The organism is Pseudomonas glycinis, from assembly GCF_054871425.1.
In genome coordinates, this window is the sequence record NZ_JBTYHF010000009.1 from 41,451 (window position 1) to 68,444 (window position 26,994).

Annotated in this window: 26 protein-coding genes, 4 tRNA genes and 1 pseudogene; 13 read left to right on the forward strand and 18 right to left on the reverse strand. The window is 60.6% G+C overall.

Annotated features, from left to right (window positions below; all coding sequences use genetic code 11):
• Nucleotides 1-113 precede the first annotated feature (113 nt).
• Genes pilB through yacG form a run of 5 tightly spaced genes read left to right on the forward strand, consistent with a single transcriptional unit; the run spans nucleotide 114 to nucleotide 4,725 of the window.
• Entirely contained in the window at nucleotides 114-1,814 is a 1,701-nt protein-coding gene (pilB, locus tag ACYSTU_RS20850) for a type IV-A pilus assembly ATPase PilB (RefSeq protein WP_499001362.1), read from the forward strand.
• A gap of 2 nt (nucleotides 1,815-1,816) precedes the next feature.
• On the forward strand, nucleotides 1,817-3,034 hold the full coding sequence (locus tag ACYSTU_RS20855) for a type II secretion system F family protein (protein ID WP_150638505.1): 1,218 nt from the start codon (nucleotides 1,817-1,819) through the stop codon (nucleotides 3,032-3,034).
• Nucleotide 3,035: 1 nt separating this feature from the next.
• The gene (locus ACYSTU_RS20860; protein WP_217878832.1) at nucleotides 3,036-3,908 is read left to right on the forward strand and encodes a prepilin peptidase; all 873 of its coding nucleotides are present in this window, start codon (nucleotides 3,036-3,038) and stop codon (nucleotides 3,906-3,908) included.
• The gene (gene coaE / locus ACYSTU_RS20865; RefSeq protein ID WP_499001367.1) at nucleotides 3,905-4,528 is read left to right on the forward strand and encodes a dephospho-CoA kinase; all 624 of its coding nucleotides are present in this window, start codon (nucleotides 3,905-3,907) and stop codon (nucleotides 4,526-4,528) included. Before ACYSTU_RS20860 ends, coaE begins: the two co-directional genes overlap by 4 nt.
• The gene (gene yacG, locus ACYSTU_RS20870; protein WP_016773149.1) at nucleotides 4,525-4,725 is read left to right on the forward strand and encodes a DNA gyrase inhibitor YacG; all 201 of its coding nucleotides are present in this window, start codon (nucleotides 4,525-4,527) and stop codon (nucleotides 4,723-4,725) included. Before coaE ends, yacG begins: the two co-directional genes overlap by 4 nt.
• A 7-nt stretch (nucleotides 4,726-4,732) precedes the next feature.
• Here yacG and ACYSTU_RS20875 read toward each other — a convergent pair whose 3' ends face one another.
• On the reverse strand, nucleotides 4,733-4,948 hold the full coding sequence (locus ACYSTU_RS20875; protein WP_016773148.1) for a hypothetical protein: 216 nt from the start codon (nucleotides 4,946-4,948) through the stop codon (nucleotides 4,733-4,735).
• A gap of 65 nt (nucleotides 4,949-5,013) precedes the next feature.
• Nucleotides 5,014-5,703: an energy-coupling factor ABC transporter permease gene (locus tag ACYSTU_RS20880; RefSeq protein WP_499001370.1), complete on the reverse strand. Its 690-nt coding sequence runs from the start codon at nucleotides 5,701-5,703 to the stop codon at nucleotides 5,014-5,016.
• A gap of 190 nt (nucleotides 5,704-5,893) precedes the next feature.
• On the opposite strand from ACYSTU_RS20880, the gene ACYSTU_RS20885 reads away from it, so the two are divergent.
• The 4 genes from ACYSTU_RS20885 to ACYSTU_RS20900 all read left to right on the forward strand — a co-directional run bounded on the left by ACYSTU_RS20885 (nucleotide 5,894) and on the right by ACYSTU_RS20900 (nucleotide 8,631).
• Nucleotides 5,894-6,520, forward strand: a complete 627-nt coding sequence (locus ACYSTU_RS20885; RefSeq protein ID WP_007909887.1) for a DUF1780 domain-containing protein — start codon at nucleotides 5,894-5,896, stop codon at nucleotides 6,518-6,520.
• Entirely contained in the window at nucleotides 6,517-7,044 is a 528-nt protein-coding gene (locus tag ACYSTU_RS20890) for an MOSC domain-containing protein (RefSeq protein WP_460059207.1), read from the forward strand. Before ACYSTU_RS20885 ends, ACYSTU_RS20890 begins: the two co-directional genes overlap by 4 nt.
• 51 nt (nucleotides 7,045-7,095) lie before the next feature.
• A complete protein-coding gene (locus ACYSTU_RS20895) occupies nucleotides 7,096-7,269 on the forward strand; it encodes a DUF3094 domain-containing protein (RefSeq protein ID WP_007909875.1) in 174 nt (57 codons plus the stop codon).
• 63 nt (nucleotides 7,270-7,332) lie between these two features.
• Nucleotides 7,333-8,631, forward strand: a complete 1,299-nt coding sequence (locus ACYSTU_RS20900) for an NAD(P)/FAD-dependent oxidoreductase (protein WP_016773144.1) — start codon at nucleotides 7,333-7,335, stop codon at nucleotides 8,629-8,631.
• A gap of 156 nt (nucleotides 8,632-8,787) precedes the next feature.
• On the opposite strand, the gene ACYSTU_RS20905 is transcribed toward ACYSTU_RS20900, so the two are convergent.
• The 9 genes and pseudogenes from ACYSTU_RS20905 to rluD form a co-directional block, all read right to left on the reverse strand.
• Nucleotides 8,788-9,651, reverse strand: a complete 864-nt coding sequence (locus ACYSTU_RS20905; protein WP_499001620.1) for a methyl-accepting chemotaxis protein — start codon at nucleotides 9,649-9,651, stop codon at nucleotides 8,788-8,790.
• Nucleotides 9,643-10,413 (reverse strand): annotated as a pseudogene (locus ACYSTU_RS20910) (MCP four helix bundle domain-containing protein); the annotation flags it as partial. The gene ACYSTU_RS20905 and the pseudogene ACYSTU_RS20910, both read right to left, overlap by 9 nt.
• Nucleotides 10,414-10,574: 161 nt before the next feature.
• Nucleotides 10,575-10,651, reverse strand: a tRNA-Pro gene (locus ACYSTU_RS20915).
• A gap of 97 nt (nucleotides 10,652-10,748) precedes the next feature.
• Nucleotides 10,749-10,824 (reverse strand) — tRNA-Lys (locus tag ACYSTU_RS20920).
• A gap of 5 nt (nucleotides 10,825-10,829) precedes the next feature.
• Nucleotides 10,830-10,906 (reverse strand) — tRNA-Pro (locus ACYSTU_RS20925).
• 9 nt (nucleotides 10,907-10,915) lie between these two features.
• A tRNA-Asn gene (locus ACYSTU_RS20930) sits at nucleotides 10,916-10,991 on the reverse strand.
• 297 nt (nucleotides 10,992-11,288) lie between these two features.
• Nucleotides 11,289-13,853 (reverse strand): ATP-dependent chaperone ClpB, encoded by a 2,565-nt coding sequence (gene clpB, locus ACYSTU_RS20935; RefSeq protein WP_016773142.1) that lies wholly within the window; start codon nucleotides 13,851-13,853, stop codon nucleotides 11,289-11,291.
• Between the two features lie 131 nt (nucleotides 13,854-13,984).
• Nucleotides 13,985-14,707 (reverse strand): peptidoglycan editing factor PgeF, encoded by a 723-nt coding sequence (gene pgeF, locus ACYSTU_RS20940; RefSeq protein ID WP_499001375.1) that lies wholly within the window; start codon nucleotides 14,705-14,707, stop codon nucleotides 13,985-13,987.
• Nucleotides 14,704-15,666, reverse strand: a complete 963-nt coding sequence (gene rluD, locus ACYSTU_RS20945; protein WP_016773140.1) for a 23S rRNA pseudouridine(1911/1915/1917) synthase RluD — start codon at nucleotides 15,664-15,666, stop codon at nucleotides 14,704-14,706. The genes pgeF and rluD overlap by 4 nt, the downstream gene beginning before the upstream one ends.
• A gap of 151 nt (nucleotides 15,667-15,817) precedes the next feature.
• On the opposite strand from rluD, the gene ACYSTU_RS20950 reads away from it, so the two are divergent.
• The 4 genes from ACYSTU_RS20950 to ACYSTU_RS20965 all read left to right on the forward strand — a co-directional run bounded on the left by ACYSTU_RS20950 (nucleotide 15,818) and on the right by ACYSTU_RS20965 (nucleotide 20,116).
• The gene (locus ACYSTU_RS20950) at nucleotides 15,818-16,834 is read left to right on the forward strand and encodes an outer membrane protein assembly factor BamD (protein WP_016773139.1); all 1,017 of its coding nucleotides are present in this window, start codon (nucleotides 15,818-15,820) and stop codon (nucleotides 16,832-16,834) included.
• 126 nt (nucleotides 16,835-16,960) lie between these two features.
• Complete coding sequence (locus tag ACYSTU_RS20955; protein ID WP_024014349.1) at nucleotides 16,961-17,194, forward strand: PP0621 family protein; 234 nt, start codon at nucleotides 16,961-16,963, stop codon at nucleotides 17,192-17,194.
• Nucleotides 17,184-18,773, forward strand: a complete 1,590-nt coding sequence (locus tag ACYSTU_RS20960) for a sensor histidine kinase (RefSeq protein WP_499001380.1) — start codon at nucleotides 17,184-17,186, stop codon at nucleotides 18,771-18,773. Before ACYSTU_RS20955 ends, ACYSTU_RS20960 begins: the two co-directional genes overlap by 11 nt.
• Nucleotides 18,770-20,116 carry a sigma-54-dependent transcriptional regulator gene (locus tag ACYSTU_RS20965; protein WP_125925980.1) on the forward strand — a complete coding sequence of 449 codons (1,347 nt, stop codon included), beginning with the start codon at nucleotides 18,770-18,772 and terminating at the stop codon, nucleotides 20,114-20,116. Before ACYSTU_RS20960 ends, ACYSTU_RS20965 begins: the two co-directional genes overlap by 4 nt.
• Before the next feature lie 92 nt (nucleotides 20,117-20,208).
• On the opposite strand, the gene thiO is transcribed toward ACYSTU_RS20965, so the two are convergent.
• From thiO to ACYSTU_RS21000, 7 genes are read right to left on the reverse strand one after another with little or no spacing between them, the layout of a single operon-like run.
• On the reverse strand, nucleotides 20,209-21,309 hold the full coding sequence (thiO, locus tag ACYSTU_RS20970; protein WP_499001383.1) for a glycine oxidase ThiO: 1,101 nt from the start codon (nucleotides 21,307-21,309) through the stop codon (nucleotides 20,209-20,211).
• Between the two features lie 56 nt (nucleotides 21,310-21,365).
• Complete coding sequence (locus tag ACYSTU_RS20975) at nucleotides 21,366-21,767, reverse strand: type IV pilin protein (protein WP_039761672.1); 402 nt, start codon at nucleotides 21,765-21,767, stop codon at nucleotides 21,366-21,368.
• Between the two features lie 15 nt (nucleotides 21,768-21,782).
• A complete protein-coding gene (locus ACYSTU_RS20980) occupies nucleotides 21,783-24,872 on the reverse strand; it encodes a pilus assembly protein (protein WP_499001387.1) in 3,090 nt (1,029 codons plus the stop codon).
• On the reverse strand, nucleotides 24,859-25,338 hold the full coding sequence (locus ACYSTU_RS20985; RefSeq protein ID WP_499001390.1) for a pilus assembly PilX family protein: 480 nt from the start codon (nucleotides 25,336-25,338) through the stop codon (nucleotides 24,859-24,861). Before ACYSTU_RS20985 ends, ACYSTU_RS20980 begins: the two co-directional genes overlap by 14 nt.
• 10 nt (nucleotides 25,339-25,348) lie before the next feature.
• Entirely contained in the window at nucleotides 25,349-26,062 is a 714-nt protein-coding gene (locus ACYSTU_RS20990; protein ID WP_016773133.1) for a PilW family protein, read from the reverse strand.
• Entirely contained in the window at nucleotides 26,059-26,508 is a 450-nt protein-coding gene (gene pilV / locus ACYSTU_RS20995; protein ID WP_016773132.1) for a type IV pilus modification protein PilV, read from the reverse strand. Before pilV ends, ACYSTU_RS20990 begins: the two co-directional genes overlap by 4 nt.
• Nucleotides 26,505-26,978, reverse strand: a complete 474-nt coding sequence (locus ACYSTU_RS21000; protein WP_041477800.1) for a GspH/FimT family pseudopilin — start codon at nucleotides 26,976-26,978, stop codon at nucleotides 26,505-26,507. The genes pilV and ACYSTU_RS21000 overlap by 4 nt, the downstream gene beginning before the upstream one ends.
• Between the last annotated feature and the right edge of the window lie 16 nt (nucleotides 26,979-26,994).

Below are 26,994 nucleotides of genomic sequence, written 5' to 3' on the forward strand. Positions count from 1 at the left end.
TCCTACAACCGGCAACCGCACTATCTGACACTTTTTGTCACCTGCACCGGCCGTGTTTGGCGCTGTCACTTGACTAGGCTATAAGTCATGAACGGCAAGTGTGCGGAATCCCCATGAATGACATCGCTCTGAGCGGTCTGGCCAAGCAATTGGTCCAGGCCGAACTGCTCACGGAAACAAGCGCCCGGCAATCCTGGGCGCAGGCCCAGCGCAATCGCGTGTCGCTGGTCAATTACCTGGTACACAACAAACTGGTCAACAGCCGGCAGATCGCCGAGATCGCCTCGGAACATTTCGGCATGGCCCTGCTCGATCTCAGCTGCCTCGACAAGGAGACTCAGCCCAGGGGCCTGGTCAGTGAAAAACTGGTTCGTCAGCACTGCGCCCTGCCCTTGTGGCGGCGCGGCAACAAATTGTTCGTGGGCCTTTCCGACCCGAGCAATCAGCAGGCGATCAGCGACATCCAGTTCAGCACCGGCCTGAGTACCGAAGCGATTCTGGTCGAGGACGACAAGCTCAGCGACGCCATCGACAAGTTCTTCGACAGCCACGCCTCGGGCCTGGAGGAAATGGCCGATGTCGATCTCGACGGCCTCGACGTCGAGTCCATTGATGACAACAAACAGGACGTGATCGGCGGCCTCGATGCCGACGACGCCCCGGTCGTGCGCTTCGTGCACAAGATGCTGCTCGATGCGATCAAGAGTGGCTCTTCCGACCTGCATTTCGAGCCGTACGAAAAAAACTACCGGGTGCGCATGCGCACCGACGGCATGCTGCGCGAGGTGGCCAAGCCGCCGATCCAGTTGGCCGGGCGTATTGCCGCACGTTTGAAGGTCATGGCCAGTCTGGATATTTCCGAACGACGCAAACCCCAGGACGGGCGGATCAAGATGCGCCTGTCGAAAAGCAAATCCATCGATTTTCGCGTCAACACCTTGCCGACCCTTTGGGGCGAAAAAGTGGTGATCCGGATTCTCGACCCGTCCAGTGCACAAATGGGCATCGATGCGCTGGGCTACGAGGCCGAGCAAAAGGCTTTGTACCTGGCCGCACTGAAACAGCCGCAAGGGATGATTCTGGTCACCGGCCCCACCGGCTCCGGTAAAACCGTGTCGCTGTACACCGGGCTGAACATCCTCAACACCGTCGACATCAATATTTCCACCGCCGAAGACCCGGTGGAAATCAACATGGAAGGCATCAACCAGGTCAACGTCAATCCCCGCCAAGGGCTGGACTTCGCCCAGGCGCTGCGCTCATTTCTGCGTCAGGACCCGGACGTGATCATGGTCGGCGAGATCCGCGATCTGGAAACCGCCGAGATCGCGATCAAGGCCGCGCAGACCGGCCACCTGGTGCTGTCGACCCTGCACACCAACAGCGCAGCGGAAACCCTCACGCGCCTGCACAACATGGGCATTCCCGGTTTCAATATCGCCACCTCGGTCAGCCTGATCATCGCCCAGCGTCTGGCGCGCAAATTGTGCGCGCACTGCAAGCGGCCGCTGGAAATCCCGCACGAAACCTTGCTCAAGGAAGGCTTCCCCGAGGAACGCATCGGTCATTTCACGATCTACGAGCCGGTCGGTTGCGATCACTGCAACGGCGGATACAAAGGACGCGTGGGGATTTATGAAGTGGTAAAGAACACACCGGACCTGCAACGGTTGATCATGGCCGAAGGCAATTCGCTGGAAATCGACATTCAGATGCGCCACGACGGTTTCGCCGATCTGCGCACTTCCGGGCTGCACAAGGCCATGCAAGGCATCACCAGCCTTGAGGAAATCAACCGGGTCACCAAGGATTGAACATGGCGGTCAAGGCAGCAAAAGTCAGCATTTACGCCTGGGAAGGCACCGACCGCAAAGGCAGCAAAGTCAGCGGCGAACTTAGCGGACAGAACCCCGCACTGATCAAGGCGCAACTGCGCAAACAGGGGATAAACCCGGGCAAGGTGCGCAAGAAATCCGCGTCCCTGCTGACCTTCGGCAAACGCATCAAACCGCAGGACATCGCCCTGTTCACCCGGCAGATGGCGACCATGATGAAGGCCGGCGTGCCGCTGTTGCAGTCCTTCGACATCATCGGCGAAGGCTTCGAAAACCCGGCCATGCGCAAACTGGTCGACGAGGTCAAACAGGAGGTCGCGGCCGGTAACAGCTTCGCCACGGCCCTGCGCAAGAAGCCGCAATACTTCGACGAGTTGTACTGCAACCTGGTCGACGCCGGCGAACAGTCCGGTGCCCTCGACACGTTGCTCGAACGAGTGGCGACCTATAAGGAAAAAAGCGAAGCGCTCAAGGCCAAGATCAAGAAGGCCATGACCTACCCCACCGCCGTGGTGCTGGTGGCGGCGGTGGTGACCGGCATTCTGCTGGTCAAGGTGGTGCCGCAGTTCCAGTCGGTATTCTCCGGGTTCGGCGCCGAACTGCCGGGCTTCACCCTGATGATCATCAGCCTGTCGGAATTCATGCAGCAGTGGTGGTGGGCGATTCTTTTTGCGCTGGTGGCAGCGTTTTTCGGCACTCGCCACGCGTTGAAGACTTCGCAGGCCCTGCGCGACCGGCGCGATGCCTGGCTGCTGAAGCTGCCACTGGTGGGCACCTTGATGTACAAGTCCGCCGTTGCCCGCTTTGCCCGCACCCTGTCGACCACTTTCGCCGCCGGGGTGCCATTGGTGGAAGCGCTGGATTCGGTCGCCGGCGCCACCGGCAACGTGGTGTTCAAGCGCGCGGTGCTGCGCGTGCGGCAGGACGTCTCGACCGGCATGCAGCTCAATTTCTCCATGCGCAGCACCGGTGTGTTTCCGAACATGGCGGTGCAGATGACCGCCATCGGCGAGGAGTCCGGGGCACTGGATGACATGCTCGACAAGGTCGCCGGTTTTTATGAAGCGGAAGTCGATAACATGGTCGACAACCTCACCAGCCTGATGGAGCCGTTCATCATGGTGGTGCTGGGGGTCATCGTCGGTGGACTGGTGGTGGCCATGTACCTGCCGATCTTCCAACTCGGCTCAGCGATCTGACATGCCTATCGATGAACTGTTTGCCGTGTATCCGCTGGCCTTTGTGGTCAGCGCGCTGCTGCTCGGGCTGGTGGTCGGCAGCTTCCTCAATGTTGTGGTCTGGCGCTTGCCGAAAATGCTCGAGCGCGACTGGCGCCAGCAGGCCCATGATGTGCTCGGCCTGCCCACTGAAACGCCCGTGCCGACCTACAACCTGATGCTGCCGCACTCCGCGTGCCCGCATTGCGGACATCGGATCCGCCCGTGGGAGAATATTCCGCTGCTCAGTTATCTGTGCCTGCGCGGGCGCTGCTCGGCTTGTTCGGCGCCGATCAGTAAACGTTACCCGCTGACCGAACTGGCCTGCGGCCTGCTGTCGGCATTCATCGCCTGGCATCTGGGCTTCGGCTGGCCGGCGGGCTTGCTGATTTTGCTGACGTGGGGCTTGCTGGCGATGAGTCTGATCGACTGCGAACATCAGTTGCTGCCCGATGTGCTGGTGCTGCCGCTGCTGTGGCTGGGGCTGATCGTCAACAGCTTCGGCGTGTTCGTGGCGTTGCCCGATGCATTGTGGGGCGCAGTCGCGGGTTATCTGGCGCTGTGGTCGGTGTTCTGGCTGTTCAAACTGCTCACCGGCAAGGACGGCATCGGTCATGGTGATTTCAAGCTGCTGGCCTTGCTTGGCGCTTGGGGTGGCTGGCAGATTCTGCCGCTGACGATTCTGTTGTCATCCTTGGTGGGGGCGATTTTGGGCGTCGTCATGCTGCGCCTGCGCGCCCAGGAAACCTCGACGCCGATCCCCTTCGGACCCTTTCTGGCAATTGCCGGCTGGATTGCCTTGCTCTGGGGTGGTCAAATAACCGACTTCTATTGGCAGTCTGTCGGTTTGAAATGAATACCCCTGTGGAAAAACCCTGGATCCTCGGCCTGACCGGCGGCATCGGCAGCGGCAAAAGCGCGGCGGCGCAGCACTTCATCGACCTCGGCGTGCATGTGGTGGATGCCGACCATGCGGCGCGCTGGGTAGTCGAACCGGGGCGTCCGGCGCTGGCGAAAATCGCCGAGCATTTCGGTTCCGCCGTGTTGCAGGCCGACGGCACGCTGGACCGCGCCGCCCTGCGCAAACTGATTTTTGAAGACCCTGAACAGCGGCGTTGGCTTGAAGCGCTGCTGCATCCGTTGATCGGCGAGGAAATCGCTCATCATCTGGCGCAGGCAAAATCGCCTTACGCGATTCTGGTGTCACCGTTGCTGATCGAGTCCGGGCAATACGCGATGACCCAGCGCATTCTGGTCATCGATGCGCCGCAACAACTGCAGATCGAACGCACCTTGCAGCGTGACCAGACCAGCGAACAACAAGTGCAGGCGATCCTCAAGGCGCAATCGAGCCGTGAAGACCGCGTGAGCCGTGCCGACGATGTGATCGTCAACGACCGCGACCTCGCCTGGCTGCACAGCGAGGTCGAGCGTCTGCATCACTTTTATCTGACTTTATCCGGAGGCCAAGCATGAGCCAGATTCCAACCGTTGAATGCCCAACCTGCGGCGCCCCCGTCGAATTCACCCCGGCGAACAAATTCCGTCCGTTCTGCTCCGATCGCTGCAAACTGATCGACCTCGGCGCCTGGGCCTCGGAAGAGCACAAGATTCCGGTCGCCCCGGATGCCGAAGACGAGCTGTTTTCCGGCGATTTCGATCCGCGTCACTGATCGCTGATCAGGGCCGCATAAAGCCGTAGTCCTGACTGTCGTCGAGGTTCTCCGCAAGAAAGCGCAACTCGTCGGCCAGGTCTTCGGCATTGCGCACGGCCTTGCTCTGCTGCACCACGGCGCTGAGCAGGGCGCGCAAACTCAGGCCCGGGTCAAAGCCCACTTCCTGCGCCAGCTCCAGACTCTGCCGGGTTTCCTGCCGCGCCCATTCGTACACGCCCATGCCACTGCTCCTGAAGGGATTTGCGTGAGCATGAAATCTCTGCGGCATGGCCGGTTTGATGTGGATCAAGACTTCGGATCGTCGTCCTTCCACGGCGCTGAAAGGTAACGGGTGCGGTTGAAGGTCTCCAGCCATTCCGGGCAGAACACCACCAACGCGCTGACAACCATGCCGTTGATAAAGGCCTCGGGAAACAGCAGCAACCACAGGTAGCCGACGAAATCTTCCAGCCATTCCGGCATGGCGAAGAGGCCGTCGTACCACAGCAGTGTCAGGCTGAGGATCAGGCACAACAGGCCTGACAACGCAGCGGCGAAGAAACCGGAACAGAAGATGTAAACGAACGGATTTCGTGGCTGCGCACGCTCCACGAGGATTGCCACGCATTCGGTGATCAGCACTGGCAGCAGAATCAGCAACGCGCCATTGACACCCACCGCAGCCAGGTCCTGACGCCCCAGCAGCACCAGCCCCATCTGCGCAACCAGCCCGCCGACGATCGCCAGCGGCCAATCGAGCAGCAGCGTCACCGCGGTCATGCCGAGGAAGTGATAAGACACGCCGGTGTCGAAATCCCTGCGCACCAGCCACAGCAGAAACAGCGCGAACACCGTGCCGAACAGCAAGTGCTGCCGGCGACTGTCGCTGAACAGCTCGACCCATGGCGCACGCATGATCGCCCAGAGCAGCGCTGGCAGATAAATCAGCCAGCCGAGCGTCAGGCTTGCCGAGGACAGCAGTTCAGTTCCAATCATGACCCTTCACCTTTCCAACGACACGTCCTCTGTAGGAGCTGCCGAAGGCTGCGATCTTCTGGCTTTGAAAGAACAAGAGCAAAAGATCGCAGCCTTCGGCAGCTCCTACAAGGGCGAAATTGCACGACGTTTCTATGTGGGCCGATGCAAAGCTATCTGCTTGTCGCATTTGGACGCTAAGCTTGGGCTTATGGATGATTCAGATTATTTACGCCTGCTGACCATCGCGGCCGAGCAGGCCAATGCGTTCCTGTCCAATGCCCGCAAATGGGAGCGTGAGCGTTGGGTCTGCCAGCGCCTGCTGCAAGGTCTGAACATCCCCTACCGCGCCGACGAATTCGCCCCGGCCGGTGAGCCGCCGGACGTGTTGTTCCGCGATGCCAATTTCGAAGTTTTTTTCGTCCTCGATGAAGGCCGCCGTCTCAATGACGAGTGGCGCGACGAATTGCAGCGTCGGCGCAGCGCGTTTTCCCTGAGCCAACTGGTGCGCCGCGAAGCCAAACCCAAGCGCATCCCGGCCAATGAATTTCTCCTGCGTCTGGCGCCAACCCTGCGCAAGAAGGCGCACAACTACAAGGAACGCGGCATGGATCTGGGTGAGCTGGACATCATCGCCTTCGCCAGCCTCAAACGCGAAGTGCTGGATCTCAACAGCCACTTCCCGCCACCGACCGAATACCTGCGTCAGGGCTGGCGATCGCTATCGCTGGTCGGCCCGACATTCGCAAGGGTGCTGTTTGCTCATCCCGACGCGCCGGACTTTCTGCGCAGTAACCTCGGCCGCAGCATTGTGTTCGACGTGGGTATCAGCCTGTGACGCCGCTGCAGCAGTTGATCGCCGAGGTTCCGCAAACCGGTCGTGTGCGCTGGATCGGTGTGCGTCCAGAATCCCGTGGGCCGATGCTTGAGCTCGACGCGGTCGAGGCGCGGCTGGAAGCCGGGCTCACCGGCGACCACGCCCGCCCGGGCATTCGCAATGCGCGACAGGTGACGCTGATTCAGTGGGAGCACCTGGCGGTAATCAACGCATTGATGGGCCGTCCCGATGACGAGCCGGTCCGGCCTGAAGATCTGCGGCGCAATCTCGTTATAAGCGGAATCAATTTGTTTAGCCTGAAGGGGCGGCGCTTTCGCATCGGGCAGGCGATACTCGAAACCACTGGCTGGTGTCAGCCCTGTGCACGCTTGCAGAACAATCTCGGCCCGGGCACTTTTCAAGCCGTGCGCGGGCATGGCGGGATCACCGCCCGGGTGTTACAAAGCGGCATCATTCGCCTCGACGATAGCGTGTGCGTCGAACCGGTTCCGGACAGTGGCTACGCTGCGTTCAATCCGGGCTGAAAACCGCTGTAGCCTGTGCTCATTCAGTAACGTCTACCTGACGAGGCAAATATGACCAGCCGCCTGAACCCCGAAGACCAAAAGCATGTCGAAGAGTACCTGCAACTGTCCCAACACCGTGTCGAGCGCCGGCCTTTCCGGCCGTGGATGCTCCTGGTGCTGGTGCTGGCAGTGACCATTGGTCTGGGCCTTTTGAGCCGATTTATCAGTTACCTGACGTTATGAGCTGCCTTGCGCTCCCTCGGGTAACCGCACCGATTTCCTTTAAAAACCTTGCGAGTTATCCCTATGTCCCATCGTATTGTCATTGTCGGCGGCGGCGCCGGCGGTCTGGAGTTGGCTACCCGTCTGGGTAAGACTCTGGGCAAGCGCGGCACGGCCAGCGTGATGCTGGTCGACGCGAACCTGACCCACATCTGGAAACCGCTGCTGCACGAAGTGGCCGCCGGTTCCCTGAACTCCTCCGAAGACGAACTCAACTATGTCGCCCAGGCGAAATGGAACCACTTCGAGTTCCAGCTTGGGCGCATGAGCGGGCTTGATCGTGCGCAGAAGAAAATCCAGTTGGCCGCGACCTATGACGAAAACGGCGTCGAGCTGGTACCGGCGCGTGAAGTGGCTTATGACTCGCTGGTGATCAGCGTCGGCAGCACCACCAACGATTTCGGCACCCAGGGCGCGGCGCAGCATTGCCTGTTCCTCGATACGCGCAAACAGGCTGAGCGCTTCCACCAGCAATTGCTCAATCACTATCTGCGCGCCCACGCCGGGCAGACCGATGTGGTCGAGCAGATCAGCGTGGCCATCGTCGGCGCTGGCGCCACTGGCGTCGAACTGGCGGCAGAGCTGCACAACGCCGCCCATGAATTGGCCGCGTATGGTCTGGACCGGATCAAACCGGAAAACATGCACATCACGCTGATCGAAGCCGGCCCACGGGTGCTGCCTGCCCTGCCGGAGCGCATCAGCGGGCCGGTGCACAAGACCCTGGAAAAGCTCGGGGTCAATGTGATGACCAACGCAGCAGTCAGCGAAGTGACTGCCGACAGCCTGATCACCGCCGATGGCAACGAGATCAAGGCCAGCCTGAAAGTCTGGGCTGCCGGCATTCGCGCACCGGGTTTCCTCAAGGACATCGACGGTCTGGAAACCAACCGCATCAATCAGCTGCAAGTGCTGCCGACTCTGCAAACCACGCGCGACGAAAACATCTTTGCCTTCGGTGACTGCGCGGCCTGTCCGCAACCGGGCACTGATCGCAACGTGCCGCCGCGTGCACAAGCGGCGCATCAACAGGCGTCGCTGCTGGCCAAGTCGCTGAAATTGCGCATCGAAGGCAAGACCCTGCCGGAGTACAAGTATACCGACTACGGCTCGCTGATCTCGCTGTCGCGTTTTTCTGCTGTGGGTAACTTGATGGGTAACCTGACCGGCAGCGTGATGCTCGAAGGCTGGCTGGCGCGGATGTTCTATGTGTCGCTGTACCGTATGCACCAGATGGCACTGTACGGCCCGTTCCGCACGGCGATGCTGATGCTGGGGAGCAAGATTGGTCGTGGCACCGAGCCGCGTCTGAAACTGCACTAAGGCCAACATCTGTGGGAGCGAGCCTGCTCGCGAAAGCGGTGGGTCAGTCAACACTGTCGTTGAATGATTCGCCCCCTTCGCGAGCAAGCTCGCTCCCACATTGTTTCGTGTTGTGCGCAAATCAGCAGGCGAAGGCCTGCAATTGATCTCTGTTCATCAGAGCTGAAAGCGTCGCACCATGCCCTGCAGCGCATTGGCCAGTTGCGACAGCTCATGGCTCGATGCGCTGGTCTGATCAGCCCCCGCAGCCGAACGCACCGACAGGTCGCGAATATTCACCAGATTGCGATCCACTTCCCGCGCCACCTGCGCCTGCTCCTCGGCAGCGCTGGCGATCACCAGGTTGCGCTCGTGAATCTCGTGCACCGACGCCGTGATCGTCACCAACGCCTCACCCGCCCGCTCTGCCAGAATCAGCGTGCTCGCCGCACGAGATGCGCTGGCCTGCATTGACTCCAGCGCCTGGCTCGAACCGCTGCGCATGCCTTGCACCATCTGTTCGATTTCCTGCGTCGATTGCTGGGTGCGATACGCCAGCGCGCGCACCTCGTCGGCCACCACCGCAAAACCTCGACCGCTTTCGCCCGCACGCGCTGCTTCGATGGCAGCGTTGAGCGCCAGCAGATTGGTCTGCTCGGCGATGGCGCGAATCACGTCCAGAACCTTGCCGATGTCCTGCGACTGATTGGCCAGCGACTGCACCAGTTCACCGGTGTTCTGCACATCACTGGCCAGCGCATTGATCGCGCTGGCGGTTTCGCTGACGCGCTCCTGGCCCAATTGCGCCGACTGACTGGACTGGCGCGTGGCATCGGACGTCGACACCGCGTTGCGCGCGACCTCCTCCACCGCAGCGGTCATCTCGTTGACCGCAGTGGCAGCTTGTTCGATTTCGTTGTTCTGCTCTTGCAGGCCTTGGGTGCTGTCGACGGTGACGGCGCTCAGTTCATCCGCGGCGGTGGCCAGTTGTGTGGCTGAGCCGCTGATACCCTGCAGGGTCTCGCGCAGGTTCTGTTGCATCGTCGCCAAGGCTTTGAGCAAGCGGCTGACTTCGTCGTTGCCATGGGTTTCGATCGGCCGCGTGAGATCGCCCTTGGCGACACTTTCAGCGGCATCCACAGCGCTGCTCAGCGGGCGCACGATACTGCGCGTAAGCAACATCGCCAGCGCCACCGTGGCCAGCGCTGCCAGACCAATGAACAGGCTGACGATGGTCCGCGAGGTTTCATAATGCGCGGCGGACTTCTCGCTTTCGGCGGCGACCTGGCGGGCGAACAGATCGGCGAGATCATTGAGCTGTTTGCCGGAGCCGTCGACCACGGTCTTCATGTCAACCAGCAACAATTTGGTCAGCTCGTCACGCTTGCCTTGCTCAGCGAGGGTGAACGACTGGGCAATGCCGGTGCGATAGGCGGCGAAGGTTTTCTTGAACTGGTCATACAGCTGCTGGCCTTCGGCAGTGTCGACCAGTTTGTCGTAGGCGGCGATCTTCTCGCTCAGTTCCTTGTCGCGGGTGTCCATCTGGCCGCGATAGGTGGCGATATTGGCCGGATCTTGATCGAGCGCCATGCGCAGGGAGATGGTGCGGATGCGCAGCATCAGTTCGCGGATCTCGTCGCCGCCACGGATGCTCGGCAACCAGCGGTTCTCCACCGCCACCTCACTGTCGCGAATGCTCGACATCTGCCCCAGCGCAAACACGCCGAGCAAGGCCACCAACACCGCGATCAGGGCAAATCCCAAGGCAGCCCGGGGAGCAATATTCAACTGACGAAGCAACATGACGAACGCCCTTATTCTTGTAATGGCCAGATCAAGGGGCGAAGCGTTGGCAGTCCCCTCGTGTTAGCGGGCTATCGGCAGGTTGTATGACGACTTGAAGGGATTCAGCTTTCGGCAGGCAAAAAAAATCCCCGTATCTTTCGATACGAGGATTTTCAATATGGTCGGGGTAAGGGGATTCGAACTCCTGACATCCTGCTCCCAAAGCAGGCGCGCTACCGGACTGCGCTATACCCCGGTAAAAAAAAGGCGACCTTTCAAAGATCGCCTTCTTCGATCAGCGCTTTTGGCCTCTGATCTTAAGATTCGATCCCAGCGCAAACTGGTTTCAAAAATGGTGGGTCGTGTGGGATTCGAACCTACGACCAATTGGTTAAAAGCCAACTGCTCTACCAACTGAGCTAACGACCCAAATATGGTCGGGGTAAGGGGATTCGAACTCCTGACATCCTGCTCCCAAAGCAGGCGCGCTACCGGACTGCGCTATACCCCGGTTTGAAATTGGCTCCGTGACCAGGACTCGAACCTGGGACCCAATGATTAACAGTCATTTGCTCTACCGACTGAGCTATCACGGAACTATATATTTCAATTTACAACGGTGAAGCTTTGTTGCATCTCGCCACCCGTTCGCATCGCTGCGTTCGTGTGTCTGAGGCGCGCTATTCTACAACCTAGAACACCTCTGTCAACCCCCTAAATTGCTTTCAAGTTAATGATTTGCAACTTATTTCAGATTCCAACCCGGTGGGTTGAAACGCTGCCGGTGACTGACTGCGGGGCGCACTTTACAAGCCTTTTCCTTTGAGTTCAACAGCCTGGCGAAAAAAAGGCCTCGCAATGCGAGGCCTTCCCGGTTTCATTGCCGCTGAGGCTTAGCCGAAAACGATTTCGTCGTTCTCGACCTTGCCGGTGGCGGTGTCGCCCGGCATGAAATGACCCGACAGGATCAACTGTGCCAGCGGGTTTTCGATCCAGCGCTGGATCGCCCGTTTCAAAGGACGTGCGCCATACACCGGGTCGTAACCGACGGCGATCAGCTTGTCCATCGCTTCCGGGCTCAGCTCCAGCTTCAGCTCGCGCTCAGCCAGACGGCTGCGCAGGCGACCCAACTGGATCTCGGTAATCCCGGCGATCTGATCCCGCGCCAACGGCTCGAAGATCACCACCTCGTCGACCCGGTTGATGAACTCCGGACGGAAGTGCGACGTCAGCGCGTCCATCACAGCAGCGCGCTGCGCCTCGCGATCACCGACCAGCTCCTGGATCTGCATCGACCCGAGGTTGGAGGTCATCACGATCACCGTGTTGCGGAAGTCCACCGTACGCCCGTGACTGTCGGTCAGCCGGCCATCCTCAAGCACTTGCAGAAGGATGTTGAACACATCCGGGTGCGCCTTCTCGACTTCGTCCATGAGGATCACCGAGTACGGCTTGCGCCGCACCGCTTCGGTCAGATAACCGCCCTCTTCATAGCCGACGTAGCCCGGTGGCGCACCAATCAGACGAGCCACGGAGTGTTTCTCCATGAACTCCGACATGTCGATCCGCACCATCGCCTCTTCGGTATCGAAAAGGAATTCGGCCAAGGCCTTGCACAGCTCGGTTTTACCAACACCGGTAGGGCCGAGGAACATGAACGAGCCGCTCGGACGATTCGGGTCGGACAACCCGGCGCGGGAACGCCGTACGGCGTTGGCCACTGCAACGACCGCTTCTTCCTGACCGATCACCCGTTTGTGCAACAGGCTCTCCATCTTCATCAGCTTGTCGCGCTCGCCTTCGAGCATCTTCGACACCGGGATGCCGGTCCACTTCGACACGACTTCGGCAATCTCTTCCTCAGTTACCTTGCTGCGCAGCAACTGGTTTTCGCTCTTGCCGTGCTGGTCGACCATTTGCAGGCTGCGCTCCAGATCGGGGATCACCCCGTACTGCAACTCGGCCATGCGATTCAGGTCGCCTTTGCGGCGTGCGGCTTCCAGTTCCTGGCGCGACTGTTCGATCTTCTGCTGGATCTGCGCAGAACCCTGCACCTCGGCTTTTTCCGAGTTCCAGATTTCTTCCAGATCCGAGTACTCACGCTCGTGACGCTCGATTTCTTCCTGGAGTTTTTCCAGGCGTTTCTTCGCTGCGTCGTCGCTTTCTTTCTTCAGGGCCTGGGATTCCACTTTCAACTGAATCAGGCGCCGCTCCAGACGATCGAGCACTTCCGGCTTGGAGTCGATCTCCATGCGGATACGGCTGGCGGCCTCATCGATCAAGTCGATGGCCTTGTCCGGCAACTGCCGATCCGTGATGTAGCGATGGCTGAGTTTCGCCGCGGCAATGATCGCGCCGTCGGTGATCGCCACCTTGTGGTGAACCTCGTAACGCTCTTTAAGGCCACGCAGAATCGCGATGGTGTCTTCTTCGCTCGGCTCGTCCACCAGGACTTTCTGGAAACGCCGCTCGAGCGCCGCGTCCTTCTCTATATATTGGCGATACTCGTTGAGCGTGGTCGCGCCGACGCAGTGCAACTCGCCGCGAGCCAGCGCAGGCTTGAGCATGTTGCCGGCGTCCATCGAGCCTTCGCCCTTACCGGCGCCGACCATGGTGTGCAGTTCGTCGATGAACAGAATGATCTGCCCTTCCTGCTTCGACAGCTCGTTGAGCAAGCCTTTCAGGCGCTCTTCGAACTCGCCGCGATACTTGGCGCCGGCGATCAGCGCGCCCATGTCCAGCGACAGCAGGCGCTTGCCTTTAAGGCCGTCCGGCACTTCGCCGTTGATGATGCGCTGGGCCAAGCCTTCGGCGATCGCGGTTTTACCCACGCCAGGCTCACCGATCAGCACCGGGTTGTTCTTGGTGCGGCGTTGCAGAACCTGAATGGTGCGGCGGATCTCGTCGTCACGGCCGATCACCGGGTCAAGCTTGCCGTCTTCGGCGCGCTTGGTCAGGTCGACGGTGTATTTGTCCAAGGCCTGCCGCGACTCTTCGTGGTTGGCGTCGTTTACCGCTTCGCCACCACGCAGGTTGTTGATCGCGTTTTCCAGGGCTTTTTTGCTCACGCCTTGGCCGAGCAGCAACTTGCCAAGCTTGCTGTTCTCGTCCATCGCGGCGAGCAGCACCAGTTCGCTGGAAATGAACTGGTCGCCCTTCTGCTGAGCCAGACGGTCAGCCTGATTGAGCAGACGCGCCAGATCCTGCGACATGTTGACGTCGCCGGTCGGGTTCTGGATTTTCGGTAGTTGATCGAGCTCTTTGGTCAGCTCTTTACGCAAGCTGTTGACGTCGAAGCCTACCTGCATCAGCAGCGGCTTGATCGAACCGCCCTGCTGTTCAAGCATGGCCTGCATCAAGTGCGCCGGCTCAATGGCCGGATGATCGTGGCCAACCGCCAACGACTGGGCGTCGGACAGGGCCAACTGTAATTTACTGGTTAAACGGTCAATACGCATGGGTCACCTTCCTTTTGAGCAGGCCGGACCTAAGAAACCATCCTGAATAAAGAAACCTGCCAGATACCGCTATAGATGCGGTCGATTCTGCAAGATTCAAGCGTCGGAGGGTTGATGCAGATCAGGCAAGTCTAGCGGGTGATCCAAACGAGAGAGGCGAAGCGCCCAGTGCGCGACGCACGGCGATAGGAGAAGAAGCGCGGATCGGTCACGGTGCATAAACCGCCACCATAAACTGCTGTGACACCACGCTCAGCCAGACGCAGGCGCGCCAGTTGATAGATGTCGGCCATGAACTTGCCGGGATTGTGGCTCGGCATGAAGGCTGTCGCCGCTTCCGGCAATTGATTGATGAAGACTTCGCGAACTTCCGGACCGACCTCGAAAGCCTTTGGGCCAATCGCCGGGCCGAGCCAGACCAGAATCTCTTCAGGCGCAACATTGAGGCTATCGAGGGTCGCTTCAAGCACCCCCACCGCCAAACCACGCCAACCGGCATGGGCCGCCGCTACGCGAGTGCCCGCACGATCGCAGAACAACGCCGGCAGGCAGTCCGCCGTCATCGCTGCGCAGGCAATGCCCGGCGTTGCGGTCCAGCTGGCATCTGCAGTCGCAACGATGCCCGGATCAGCATGGGCAACGGTGATCCCGTGTACTTGCTGCAACCAGGCAGGCTGTATAGAGAAGTGCTCGGTCAGACGCCGACGGTTCTCGGCGACGGCTTCAGGACGATCATCGACGTGATCACCCAGATTCAGGCTGTCGAACGGCGCCTCGCTGACACCACCCTCGCGGGTGGTGACACAGGCCCTGACGCTGGCCGGCGCAGGCCAGTCCGGCGTCAGCCAGTTCATCCGACGAAGGCCTCGCGATCCTGCTTGAGCAGGGTCAGCAGCCAGACGAAATCTTCCGGCAGCGGCGATTCCCAGCTCATGCGCTCACCGCTCGTCGGGTGATCGAGTTCAAGGAAGCGCGCGTGCAGCGCCTGACGCGGGAAGTGCTTGAGCGATTCCACCATGGTCGGGTTGGCCGCAGGCGGAATGCGGAAACGCCCGCCGTAGGCCGGATCGCCGACCAACGGGAAGTTGATGTGCGCCATGTGCACGCGGATCTGGTGGGTCCGACCGGTTTCCAGCTTCACCCGCACGTGGGTGTGCGAACGGAAACGCTCGAGCACGCGGTAATGGCTGACGGCAGGCTTGCCGCCTTCCATCACTGCCATGCGCTGGCGTTGCTGGCCGTGACGACCGATCGGCGCATTGATCTTGCCACCGGCGGTGACCACGCCGATCACGATGCACTCGTAGATACGGCTGACGCTGCGGCTCTGCAATTGTGCGACCAGCTTGGTCTGCGCCTGAATGGTCTTGGCCACCACCATCAGACCGGTGGTGTCCTTGTCCAGACGATGCACGATACCGGCACGCGGGACATTGATGATGTCCGGCACATGGTGCAACAAAGCATTGAGCAGGGTGCCATCGGCGTGACCGGCAGCCGGGTGCACCACCAGGCCGGCAGGCTTGTTGATCACCAGGATGTCGTCGTCTTCATAGACGATGTCGAGCTCGATGTCCTGGGCGATCCACTCGCCCTGGGCTTCCTGCTCGGCAGTCAGCTCAAGGACGGCACCGCCATGCACAATGTCGCGCGGGCGGATCACCGCCCCGTCCACAGTCAGGCGACCTTCTTTGATCCAGGCGGAAAGGCGCGAGCGTGAGTGCTCAGCGAAGAGTTGGGCGGCGACTTGATCGAGGCGTTGGCCGCCCAATTCGGACGGCACCTCTGCGCGAAGTTCAATTTTATCGGACATGCTCGGACTGGGCGTCGGCACAGCCTTTGGTTTCGGCTGCGCGCTTGTGGTTAAATACGGCGTCTTTTGCCCCGAGGCTTTTCAACGGGGCGCTCATCATAACAGGACGGCCCCGCCCAAGACAGCGGCCGTCATAGGGACGCAAGCCGCCATGCAAGTGAAACACCTGCTGCTGATCGCCATCCTCGCATTGACCGCTGCTTGCTCATCGAAGGAAGTCGTAGACGAAAACCTCAGCGAAGCCGAGCTGTATCAGCAGGCTCAGACTGATCTGGACAACAACAGCTACACCAGCGCCACAGCCAAGCTGAAGGCTCTGGAGTCGCGTTATCCGTTCGGTCGCTACGCCGATCAGGCTCAGCTGGAGTTGATCTACGCCAACTACAAGAACGCCGAGCCGGAAGCTGCAAAGTCTGCCGCCGAGCGTTTCATTCGTTTGCATCCGCAGCATCCGAACGTGGATTACGCGTACTACCTCAAGGGTCTGACCTCGTTCGACCAGGACGTCGGCCTGCTGGCGCGCTTCCTGCCGCTGGACATGACCAAGCGCGACCCGGGCGCCGCCCGTGACTCGTACAACGAGTTCGCGCAGCTGACCAGCCGCTACCCGAACAGCCGCTACGCGCCGGACGCCAAGCAGCGCATGATCTATCTGCGCAACCTGCTGGCGGCCTACGAAATCCACGTTGCTGACTACTACCTGACCCGTCAGGCTTACGTAGCCGCTGCCAACCGTGGCAAGTATGTCGTGGAAAACTTCCAGGAAACCCCATCGGTCGGCGACGGCCTGGCGGTGATGACCGAAGCCTACCAGCGTCTGCACCTCGACGATCTGGCCGCCACCAGCCTGGAAACCCTGAAGCTCAACTACCCGGATCACCCGAGCCTGCAAGATGGCCAGTTCGTGCCACGTGTAGCCGAGGCCGACAACCGTTCGTTCCTGAGCAAGGCAACTTTGGGCCTGATCGAATCGCGTCCACCGCTGCCGCCGGGCGAAACCCGCGCCAACCAGGACGTGCAGAAGCAGTTCCAGGACGCGAAAGATGCGATCCCGAACGAGCTCAAGCCTAAGGACGAAAACGGCGACGTGATCGAAGAGCCAGAGCCGGAATCCAGCGACACCGATCGCTCGTGGTTCAGCTACATGACCTTCGGCGTGTTCGACTGATCACACCGGCTGTACGAAAAAGGGAGATCTGCAGATCTCCCTTTTTTATTGCCGCGCTTTAATAGGCTGTGCGCTGATCGGGTCCTTGGCTAAACTGCCGGATCATCAGTCGAAAAGCCGCTCATCATGCTTCGTTTATTGTTCTGGATTGCCCTGATCTTCGCCGCCATCTGGCTCTGGCGCAAATTCAAGGCCCCCGCCTCGTCCACCCGACCGCCGCGCGAACAGGACGCGCCGCCGATGGTGCGCTGCGCCCACTGCGGCGTGCACCTGCCGCGCGACCGCGCGCTGGGCAACCAGCAACTGTGGTATTGCAGCCAGGCTCATCTCGAGCAAGGCCCGGGCGCCAGTGGTCGCTGAGGTCGCCAACGCCGATCAGAAACAGGCGCAGCGTCTGCTGCGCCTTTATCACCTGTACCGTTTAAGTGTCGGCATCACTCTGGTGCTGCTGATCTCCAGCAACATGGACAACCGCCTGCTGACGTCGGCCAACGACGACCTGCTGCGCGGCGGCAGCTGGCTGTACCTGATCATCAACATGCTGCTGGTGGTGTTCCTTGAAAACACCCGGCGCCCGGCGCAGTTGTTCACCCTGGCGCTCGTCGATGTGCTGCTGTTGTGCGGCCTGTTCTACGCGGCGGGCGGCGTGGCCAGTGCGCTGGGCAATTTGCTGGTGGTCTCGGTGGCGATCAGCAACACCCTGCTGCGCCGACGCATCGGCCTGCTGATTGCCGCCATTGCGGCGATCGGCATTGTCGGCCTGAGCTTTCTGCTGGGGCTCAGCCGCCCCTTGAGCGCCAACGCCTACTTGCAAGCCGGCACCCTCGGTGCGCTGTGCTTTGCCGCATCGCTGCTGGTGCAAGGGTTGATCCGCCGCCTCGAAGTCAGCGAGACCCTGGCCGAACAGCGCGCCAGCGAAGTGGTCAGCCTGGAGGCGCTGAACGCGTTGATCCTGCAACGCATGCGCACGGGGATTCTGGTGCTCGACGAGCAACGTCGGGTGCAACTGGCCAATCACAGCGCGCAGAGTCTGCTCGGCCACAGTCACCTGCAAGGTCATATGATCGACGAATATTCGCCAGCACTGGTCGAGCGTCTGCAACTGTGGCGCAACAACCCGACCCTGCGCCCGCAGAGCCTGAAAATCCCCGGCAATGGCCTTGAGCTGCAGCCCAGCTTCATCGCCCTTGAGCAGAGTCCGAACCAGCAGACGCTGGTGTTTCTCGAAGACCTGGCGCAAATCACCCAACAGGCGCAGCAACTCAAGCTCGCTGCGCTCGGGCGTTTGACCGCCGGCATCTCCCATGAAATTCGCAATCCACTGGGCGCGATCAGTCATGCCGCGCAGCTGTTGGCCGAGTCCGAGGAACTCGATAGCGCAGATCGGCGTCTGACGCAGATTATTCAAGACCACTCCCAGCGCATGAACCGAGTCATCGAAAACGTCCTGCAACTGTCCCGCCGCCAGCAAAGCGCGCCGCAACGGCTGGACCTCAAGCCGTGGCTGGAAGACTTCGTCGGCGAAATCCGCGAGCAGGCCAACGAGCGCCAGCACATTCATCTGCGGATCAATTCCGGCGATTTCACCACGCTGATGGACCCCAACCAATTGCGGCAGATTCTCGACAATCTGATACGCAACGCCTGGCGTCACAGTGCGCAACTGCACGAGCAGGCCGACGTCTGGCTGGCACTGTTCGTCGACCCGGACAGCCAGTTGGCGGTGCTTGAGGTCCAGGACAACGGCCCCGGCGTGTCGGCCGAGGAACAGGCGCATCTGTTTGAGCCGTTTTTCACTACCAGCAGCCAGGGCACCGGTCTTGGCCTTTATCTGTCCCGTGAGCTGTGCGAAAGCAACCAGGCACGCCTAGACTTCAAATCACGCCAAGGCGGCGGCTGCTTTTGCATCACTTTTGCTCACGGACGGAAACAAAGTTGAATACAAGCCCACGGCAAAAAATTCTAATCGTCGACGACGAACCGGATATCCGCGAGCTCCTGGAAATCACCCTGGGACGGATGAAACTCGAGACCTTCAGCGCCCGCAATCTGAGCGAGGCTCAGGCGCTGTTGCAGCGCGAGCACTTTGACCTGTGCCTGACCGACATGCGCCTGCCCGACGGCACCGGGCTGGAGCTGGTGCAACACATTCAGCAACGCGATCCACACCTGCCGGTAGCGATGATTACGGCGTACGGAAGCCTGGAAACTGCGATCAATGCGCTGAAGGCCGGGGCGTTCGACTTCCTCACCAAACCGGTGGAACTGCCGCGCTTGCGCGAACTGGTCAGCTCGGCGCTGCGCCTGCCGACAGCGGGCGGCTTGAGCACGGCAATCGAGCGACGCTTGCTGGGCGACTCGCCGCCGATGGCCAATCTGCGCAGGCAGATCGACAAGCTCGCACGCAGTCAGGCACCGGTGTACATCAGTGGTGAATCCGGCAGCGGCAAAGAACTGGTCGCGCGTCTGATCCACGAACAAGGTCCGCGCGCCAGCCAGCCGTTTGTGCCGGTGAACTGCGGGGCGATTCCGTCAGAGCTGATGGAAAGCGAATTTTTCGGCCACCGCAAAGGCAGTTTCACTGGAGCCGTCGAAGACAAGCCGGGGCTGTTTCAAGCGGCCCATGGCGGCACTCTGTTTCTCGATGAAGTCGCCGACCTGCCACTGTCGATGCAGGTGAAGCTGCTGCGGGCGATTCAGGAAAAAGCCGTGCGCAGCGTCGGCGGCCAGCAGGAAACGGTGGTCGACGTACGCATCCTTTGTGCCACGCACAAAGACCTTGAAGCCGAAGTTTCAGCCGAACGCTTCCGCCAGGATCTGTATTACCGGCTCAACGTCATCGAACTGCGTGTGCCGTCCCTGCGCGAACGCCGTGACGACATCGAGGCGCTTGCCATGCACGTGCTCAAGCGCCTGGCCAAAGACACCGGACAACCCGAAGCGCGCCTGCACCCGCAAGCGCTGGAGGCGCTAAAGAACTATCGCTTCCCCGGCAATGTGCGCGAACTGGAGAACGTTCTCGAACGCGCGCACACCCTGTGTGAAAACCGCACGATCGAAGCGCAGGATCTGCGTTTGAGCGAAGGCAATTGCACGGCGGACGGGGCGATGGCCGATCTGACGCAGGTCGACAATCTTGAGGATTATCTGGAGAGCGTCGAGAGGAAGCTGATTTTGCAGGCGCTGGAGGAAACCCGCTGGAACCGCACGGCGGCGGCGCAGCGGTTGAGTCTGTCGTTCAGGTCGATGCGTTATCGGCTGAAGAAATTGGGCCTGGATTAAAGGCCCCTTCGCGAGCAGGCTCGCTCCCACATTTGGAATGAGTACTCCTGTGGGAGCGAGCCAGCTCGCGAAGGCGGTCTACCCGCCTCTGACTAAATCCGGCCCTCAGGCGCATACGGCGCCGGATCAATAATCGGCGCCCGCCCCAGCATCACGTCAGCAAACAACTGACACGATGCCGGCGCCAGCACCAGCCCGTTGCGGTAATGCCCGCAGTTCAGCCACAACCCCTCGAACCCCGGCACCCGGCCAATAAACGGAACCCCTTCCGGCGACCCCGGCCGCAGCCCGGCCCAATGCCCGACCACCTCGGCATCCGCCAGCGCCGGCAACAATTCGATCGCCGAGGCCTTGAGGCTTTGCAGCGCTACATCGGTCGGGGTCTTGTCGTAACCTTCGTGCTCCAGCGTGCTGCCAATCAGAATGTGACCGTCGCGACGCGGGATCGCATAACGCCCCTTGGCCAGCACCATGCTCGGCAGGAAATCAGCCGCGCACTTATAGAGAATCATCTGGCCTTTGACCGGTTCGACCGGCAGCGTCAGGTTCAGCGTCTTGAGCAGATCACCGCTCCACGCCCCCGCCGTCAGCACAATCTGGTCGCCGTTGATCACGCCCGTCGGAGTCTGCACGCCGACCACGCGTTCGCCCTCGCGGACGAAGCCACTGACTTCGCATTGCTCATGAATCGTCACATTCGGCAGCGCCAGCAGCGCGGCTTTCAGCGATTTGACCAGCCGTGGATTGCGCACGTTGGCGACATCGGCCATGTAGATCGCTCGGCTGAAACCGCTGCCGAGCACCGGCACCGCGTCATGTGCCGCCGAGATATCCACAGCCCGCAGCGGCCGGTTTTCCCGCTCGGCCCAGGCCAGGGCTGCGGCTTCATCGTCCAGATCCAGCCAATACAGACCAGTGGTGTGCACCTCAGGATCAACCCCCGTGTCGGCAAACAAGCGCTGGCCGAGCTGTGGATAAAAGTCCTGCGACCAATGCGCCAGCGCGGTGACTGCCGGACTGTAGCGCCACGGGTATAGCGGCGAGACGATGCCGCCGCCAGCCCAGGACGATTCCTGGCCGACATTCGAGCGATCCAGCAGCACCACGCTGCGCACTTCGGAGGCGAGATTGTAGGCAGTGAGCAGGCCAATCACCCCGCCGCCGACAATCACCACTTGCTGTTGCCTGGTCATGTTTGATCCAACCGTAAAAAGACAGTGGGCGCAAAAGGCGCCCGAAAAAGAATGCGTCAGCGGCCCCAGCAATCCTTGGCGGTCACTCCGGTGGTCGCGTTGTTCATGCTTCGTACGCCGGTGTTGGTCAGGGTGAAATCCCCGCACTTGTCGGTGGCCATGGCCGAGCCGGTTTTACGCGTTGCGGTCAGCACAAAGGTCTGGTCGGTCAGCGTCGGGGTGATGGTGTAGAAATCATTGCCCGTGCTCAGTCCGGTGACGCCGGTGTAGACGTTGTTGCGGGTATAGAAGCGTTCGAGGGTCTGCGCCTGCTCCGAGAGCAGCGAGACCACTTCGGCGCGACGGCCCTTCTTCACGTACTCGTTGTAGCTGGGAATGCTGATGGTGAGGATGATCCCGATAATCGCGATGACGATCATGATCTCGATCAGGGTAAAACCTCGGCTGGATCTGCGCATGCCTCAAATTCTCGCTTACTGGATTTGTCGCCACATGATACGACGGCTGCCGCCGCCACCCTTCTCTACAATGGTGGTGATGACGCCACTGGTGTCGGTCACGACCTTTCCCGTACCACCGGCTGAAATGACGTTAAGGGTCGGAATGCCACCGGTGAATACCACGCCACTTGATATCGTGTCAGTGCCATCGACCAAACGGTCGCCGGTGGTGTCGATCACGGCATAGTTGAGCATCTTACCGTTGAACGCATCGAGTTCGACCAACCTGCCCGTACCAAAGCTCGAACAAGGGTCAGTGGTATCGACGCTGGCGGTGGTAAAAACGACTCGCCCCAGCACGATGCTGGCCTGGTTGATCACTCGCTCGCCGGTCAGCACGTTGTTATACACCAGCGGCAGATACCAGCCTTTCTCTGCCGGATAGGTCGTTTCATTCTGGCTGGTGGTCAGAAACTGCCCGGAACTGCCGGAGAACGAACCGGTAATCGCCTGTGCCTGCAAACTGCTGACGGTGATTTGTCCGGCCCCACCCTCTGCATCCCAGATTGAATAGAACGCTTGCAGATCCTTGTTGGTCTTGTCGGCAGTCTCGTTGAACTTGCCGGTGCCAAAGAACACTTGCTTGCCGCCCTGTGGGTTGTCCGCCAGCAGCGGTTGCGCGGTGATCGGCTGCGTTGCCCCGCCCGGGGCGGTGAACAATGGCTTGCCGGCAAACGCAACCCCCCAGCTTTCTGCCCCGGGTGCGCTCAAGTCGAATTTCCACATACGCCCCTTCAGGTCACCAGCGTAGGCAGCCTGCACCACGTTCGAAGAATTGACCCTGATTTTTACCGAAGACAGACCGTTAGTGGTTTCCGTGCTGTCGATGACGATTTTCCTGATCAGCGAACCATCCATTGCATCCAGTACATACAAAGCCGCAACCCCTGAATTGCTGCCGTAACCATTGGCGATGAATGTCGCCCAGCGACCATTGGCCAAGCGTGCCACTTCCGGACGGGCGTAAGCGTAACCCAGGTCATTGAAAGCGTTCGACGTATTGGCAGTGACCGGCGCACTGACCTCCCACAATGCCCTGATGACATTGCCCGCCGAGGCATCGAACAGTTGCAGCCCATAGAAGGTTTTGCCACCAGCCCCCGTTCCGCCAATGGCCAGCGTTCTCCAGGTGGTGCCAGCCTGCGCATCGAACACGCCGACCTGACCGTCCACGAGAAACTTGTGGCTGACGCCGTTGACGTAATTGGTATCCGCAATCAGCCGCAACGAGGGCAGCACGCTGGAGGGCATGTAGGCATAACGGCGGGTGCCGTTCGTCGAATTGATCACATTGACGAAACCGTCGTTGGCGTTCACTACCAGACTGGCATTCATGTTCGCAGCCTTGGTGGTCAGGTAGTTGGTGTAACTGCTGTCACCCGTCAAGTCGGATGCGGTCTTGTCCGAAGGCGACGCGAGCACCAGCGGCGAATTGATGATGTCGCCCAGCAGCGCAGTGCGCACTTTGAGCCCGGCCCTGTTGGTCCCTTTGCTCCACTCCACCAGTTCAGTGCCGCTGACACCGGTGGGCAGGCCCTGATTCAGCGTGTTCTGCTGGGCTGGGGAAAAGCCGCCGAATGCCAGAGCAATGGGCGTGTTGCTCAAGGTGTTCCATGACTGGAAAGTCGGCGCTGTAGCAGAGGGCACGATGGTGGTGTCGGTCGACCATTGCGCCGTCGAGGTATTTACCGTGCCGGTCGAGGTAAAGCCGAACGACCTGATCGTGCCGCGCCAATCCTTGGGATCGTAAGTGGTCTGGTAGAAACTGCTGCCGCTGGTCAACGTACTGCTGCTGGCAACACCGGCACCACCGGAGCCGGCCTTGGAAGTGATATCGCTCAGTGCCGACGATAACGCCGCATTGAGCCCGGAGCTGTCGGTCGCCTGGTAATACCTGCCCTGCCCGTAACTGGCGGCGTCGGACAACATATCGTTATCCGCCGCGAAACCCACGGTGTAGGTGTTCATGTTCTGCCGGGGAAAATCCACCGCGTTCCAGCTCTTGCCGGCGGCGTCGGTGCCGGTCGAACGCATGTCGATGTCGAAGGCGAATTTGGCGATGTCATCCAGATAAAGCGTGTCGCCTTCGCCGTCACCGTTGAGGTTGTCGCCATCGTTATTCACGCCATCCCAGTTCGGTAAGCGACTGCCTGCCAGCGGATCGTTGGTCGGGAAGGTACGGTCATAGGTCGGCAAGCCATCGGTAATCACCACGCCGTAGTTTTTCTGGCAGCGGTATTGAATCGGACTGGTATAGGTCGCCGGCGTGCCGTTGTAGTAAGGCGCCAAGCCACGCATGTAGCGGGTGACTTCGTAATAGCTCTCGGCCAATGGCGTGTTGGCCACGGCGTTCAAGCCGTTGATCGATGAGATCAGCGCGTTGTAGTTGGTGTCTGCCTGGGCCTGGGTGACGCTGCCCGCGACGGGTGACAAATCGGTGATCGAGCGGGCGATGAAACCGCCGTTGCCCGGGTTGCTGCTGATGGCCGGGTTGAACGTCGACAGGCCCATGCGCAAGGTGCGGTTGCTGCTCACCAGTGCGGTGGAAACGTTGCGCGCCACGTTCATCCGGTAATCGTTGGGAATCGCCCCCGTGGTGAAGTCGCGGGTGCCGTTGCTGTTGGCCAGGCTGACTATGTAGGAAATGTAATCGGCGGAATACCGAGTGTTCTCGTTTCCCACGGGGTCGGGCAGTTTCAGGCACAACGGCGCCACGCTGTTGTTGTAGAACGCATAGGCGCCTCCCGAGCACCCGGAAGTCGGCAGGCTCGATAGAAACACCGTGTCGCCTGTAATCTGCGGCGCATTGAGTGCAGAGCACAATCCGAGGAAGGCATTGCACTGCCGGGCGGGAGTGCGGTTGACGTTCGGGTCGAATCCGGCGGCGTAGATGATGCTGTTCATACTGCCGGAGTCGTCGATCAGCAGCATCACGTTGGGCGCCACCGCAGCCGCGCTCAGCAATGGCGAATCGGAAGGCGTGAACGCCCAGGCCGGTGCCGCCAGGTAACAACTCAGGAGCATGCCGATCAGCAGCGACACGCCGCGCTCAATACTTCGCATAGACACTCTCCACCACGCTACGCGAATTGCCGGCGATGCCGACCGCAGTGACTCGATACAACGTCGCCGAAGTGTTACTCGGCACGTTCACCGCCGTCAGGGTCGTGCCGATGTTCTGCACGCCATAAAAGCCATTACCGGCGGCGATCCATGCCACCCCGGAGGTCGAATTGAAACCTGCCGAGCTGACCGATGACGATTCCGCCGGCGGCAGACATTGGCTCGCGCCGCCGCACACCGCCAACGAGTAACTGTCCAGTTGCACTGCGCTTTCGCCGACACGCAATGCCGCTTCGGCCGCCTGAAACGATTGATTGCGCAGGCTGACGCTGCCGGCCATTTTCTCTTGCAGGTTGGCGCTCTGCATCGAGGACAAACCGATCAATGTCAGCAACAGCAGAAACACCAGGCTCACCAACAGGACCATGCCGCGCTGGGCCTGACGTTGTTGCAAGGAAATCCTCATCGCCGCCCCCTCATGGCAAGCGGTTGCGCAATGCCGCAACCACGTTGAAGGTTTGATTGCGCACCCGATTGTTCGGGTCGGTGAGGGTCAGGCTCAGGCGCACGCTGCGGATGCGCGCCGGATCGCCAGGGTTGCTGCTGTAGGTCGAGGCTGCGACGTCGGTCGCCGAACTGGCCAGGCCGAAGGTGACGTTGAAGGCGCTGACATTGTTGACCAGCACTTGCTGCGCCGGATTGCCGCTGCCGGTGCCCATGAGGATCTGGTTATTGCTGAAGCTGTAGATCAGGCGCCGGATCGGGAACGCGATCTGGCCCGTGGTCGGGTTGCGCAATCCGCTGTAGGCGACCGCGCTGTTGCGGCAATCGGAAATCACCGTCCAGGTCGGCGTCCCCCCGCCGCTGCCGACATCGGCGGTGACCAGGGTCAGCTTGAGACTGGCGTTATCCCAGTTGATCGGGATGAGTTGCGCAGCGTTGAAGTCCCCTGCCGAACTGGAGTCGACGATGGTGCCGAGGCAGCCGAACATGCCGACCATACGAATTTCCTGAATCATCTTGCTGAGGACGAAGCGCGCATCTTCCTGCATCGCTGCGGCGCTGTTCTGGCTGACGTAGGTGTTTTTTGCGGCGATGAAAATCTGTACCACACCAAGCACGACGATCAGCCCCAAAGCCAGAGCAATCAGCAATTCGATCAGGCCGAAACCACGGCTGGCACGCTTCATGGCGTGGCCACCGGATCGACCGCCGCCCGGCTGGTCAGGACGAAACTGCGCTGGGCACTGGCAGCGTTGGCCGCGCGCGCGTCGCTCCAGGTAATGGTGATGGTGTAGACCCGCTGGTTGAGGGTGATACTGCCCGTCGCGGTCGGGCCGCCGAAGTTGGCGATATTGGTGGTGAAATCGTAGAGATCCTGATCCCGCGCATTACTGAGATTGCCCGAGGTCGGTGGCGTGACGGTGTAGTTGGCGCCGGAATTGGCGCGGATGCGATCCATCATGTCATAGGCGATGAAGCTGGCCTGACTGGTCATCCGCGAACTGTCGGTGTACTTCAGCGCATTGAGCTGCACCGCCGCTGCGCCCAGCAGCCCGACGGTGAGAATCAGCAGCGCGACCAGCACTTCGATCAGCGTCATGCCCTCCTGTGCGTTTTTGCTCCCTGCCCTCATCCGCAATTTCCACCCAGTTGAATGCGTCCGTTCAAACACACGTTCAGCGTCCTGCTTTGCGTGCCCAGCGTGTAACCGATGACTACCGCCGTCGACGGTGCCGCCAGACCACCAAGATTGTTGAAATCCAGTGCGGTCACTCCTGAGGGTAGCGTCAGAGTTGCGCCGCTGCTCATCGCTGGAACAACCCGCAACACATTGGCCGGATTGCCAGTACTGTCGTAGACCGCCAGCTCACCGGTCCAGACACTGCCGCCGGCGGTCGGACGCAGACGCGTGGTCACGCCGCGATTGATTGCCTCGAGGCGAGCGAAATTGATCGCGCGCTGCAAGTCGCCGACTTCGGTATCCGCCTTGCTGCTCTGGATCGTACGGGTAAAGGCCGGCACCGCCAGCGTGATCAGTATCAGGAACACCGCAATGGCGACCAGCAACTCGACCAGCGTGAAACCTTTTGTACGAAGATCCATCGATGCCCTCCGTTGC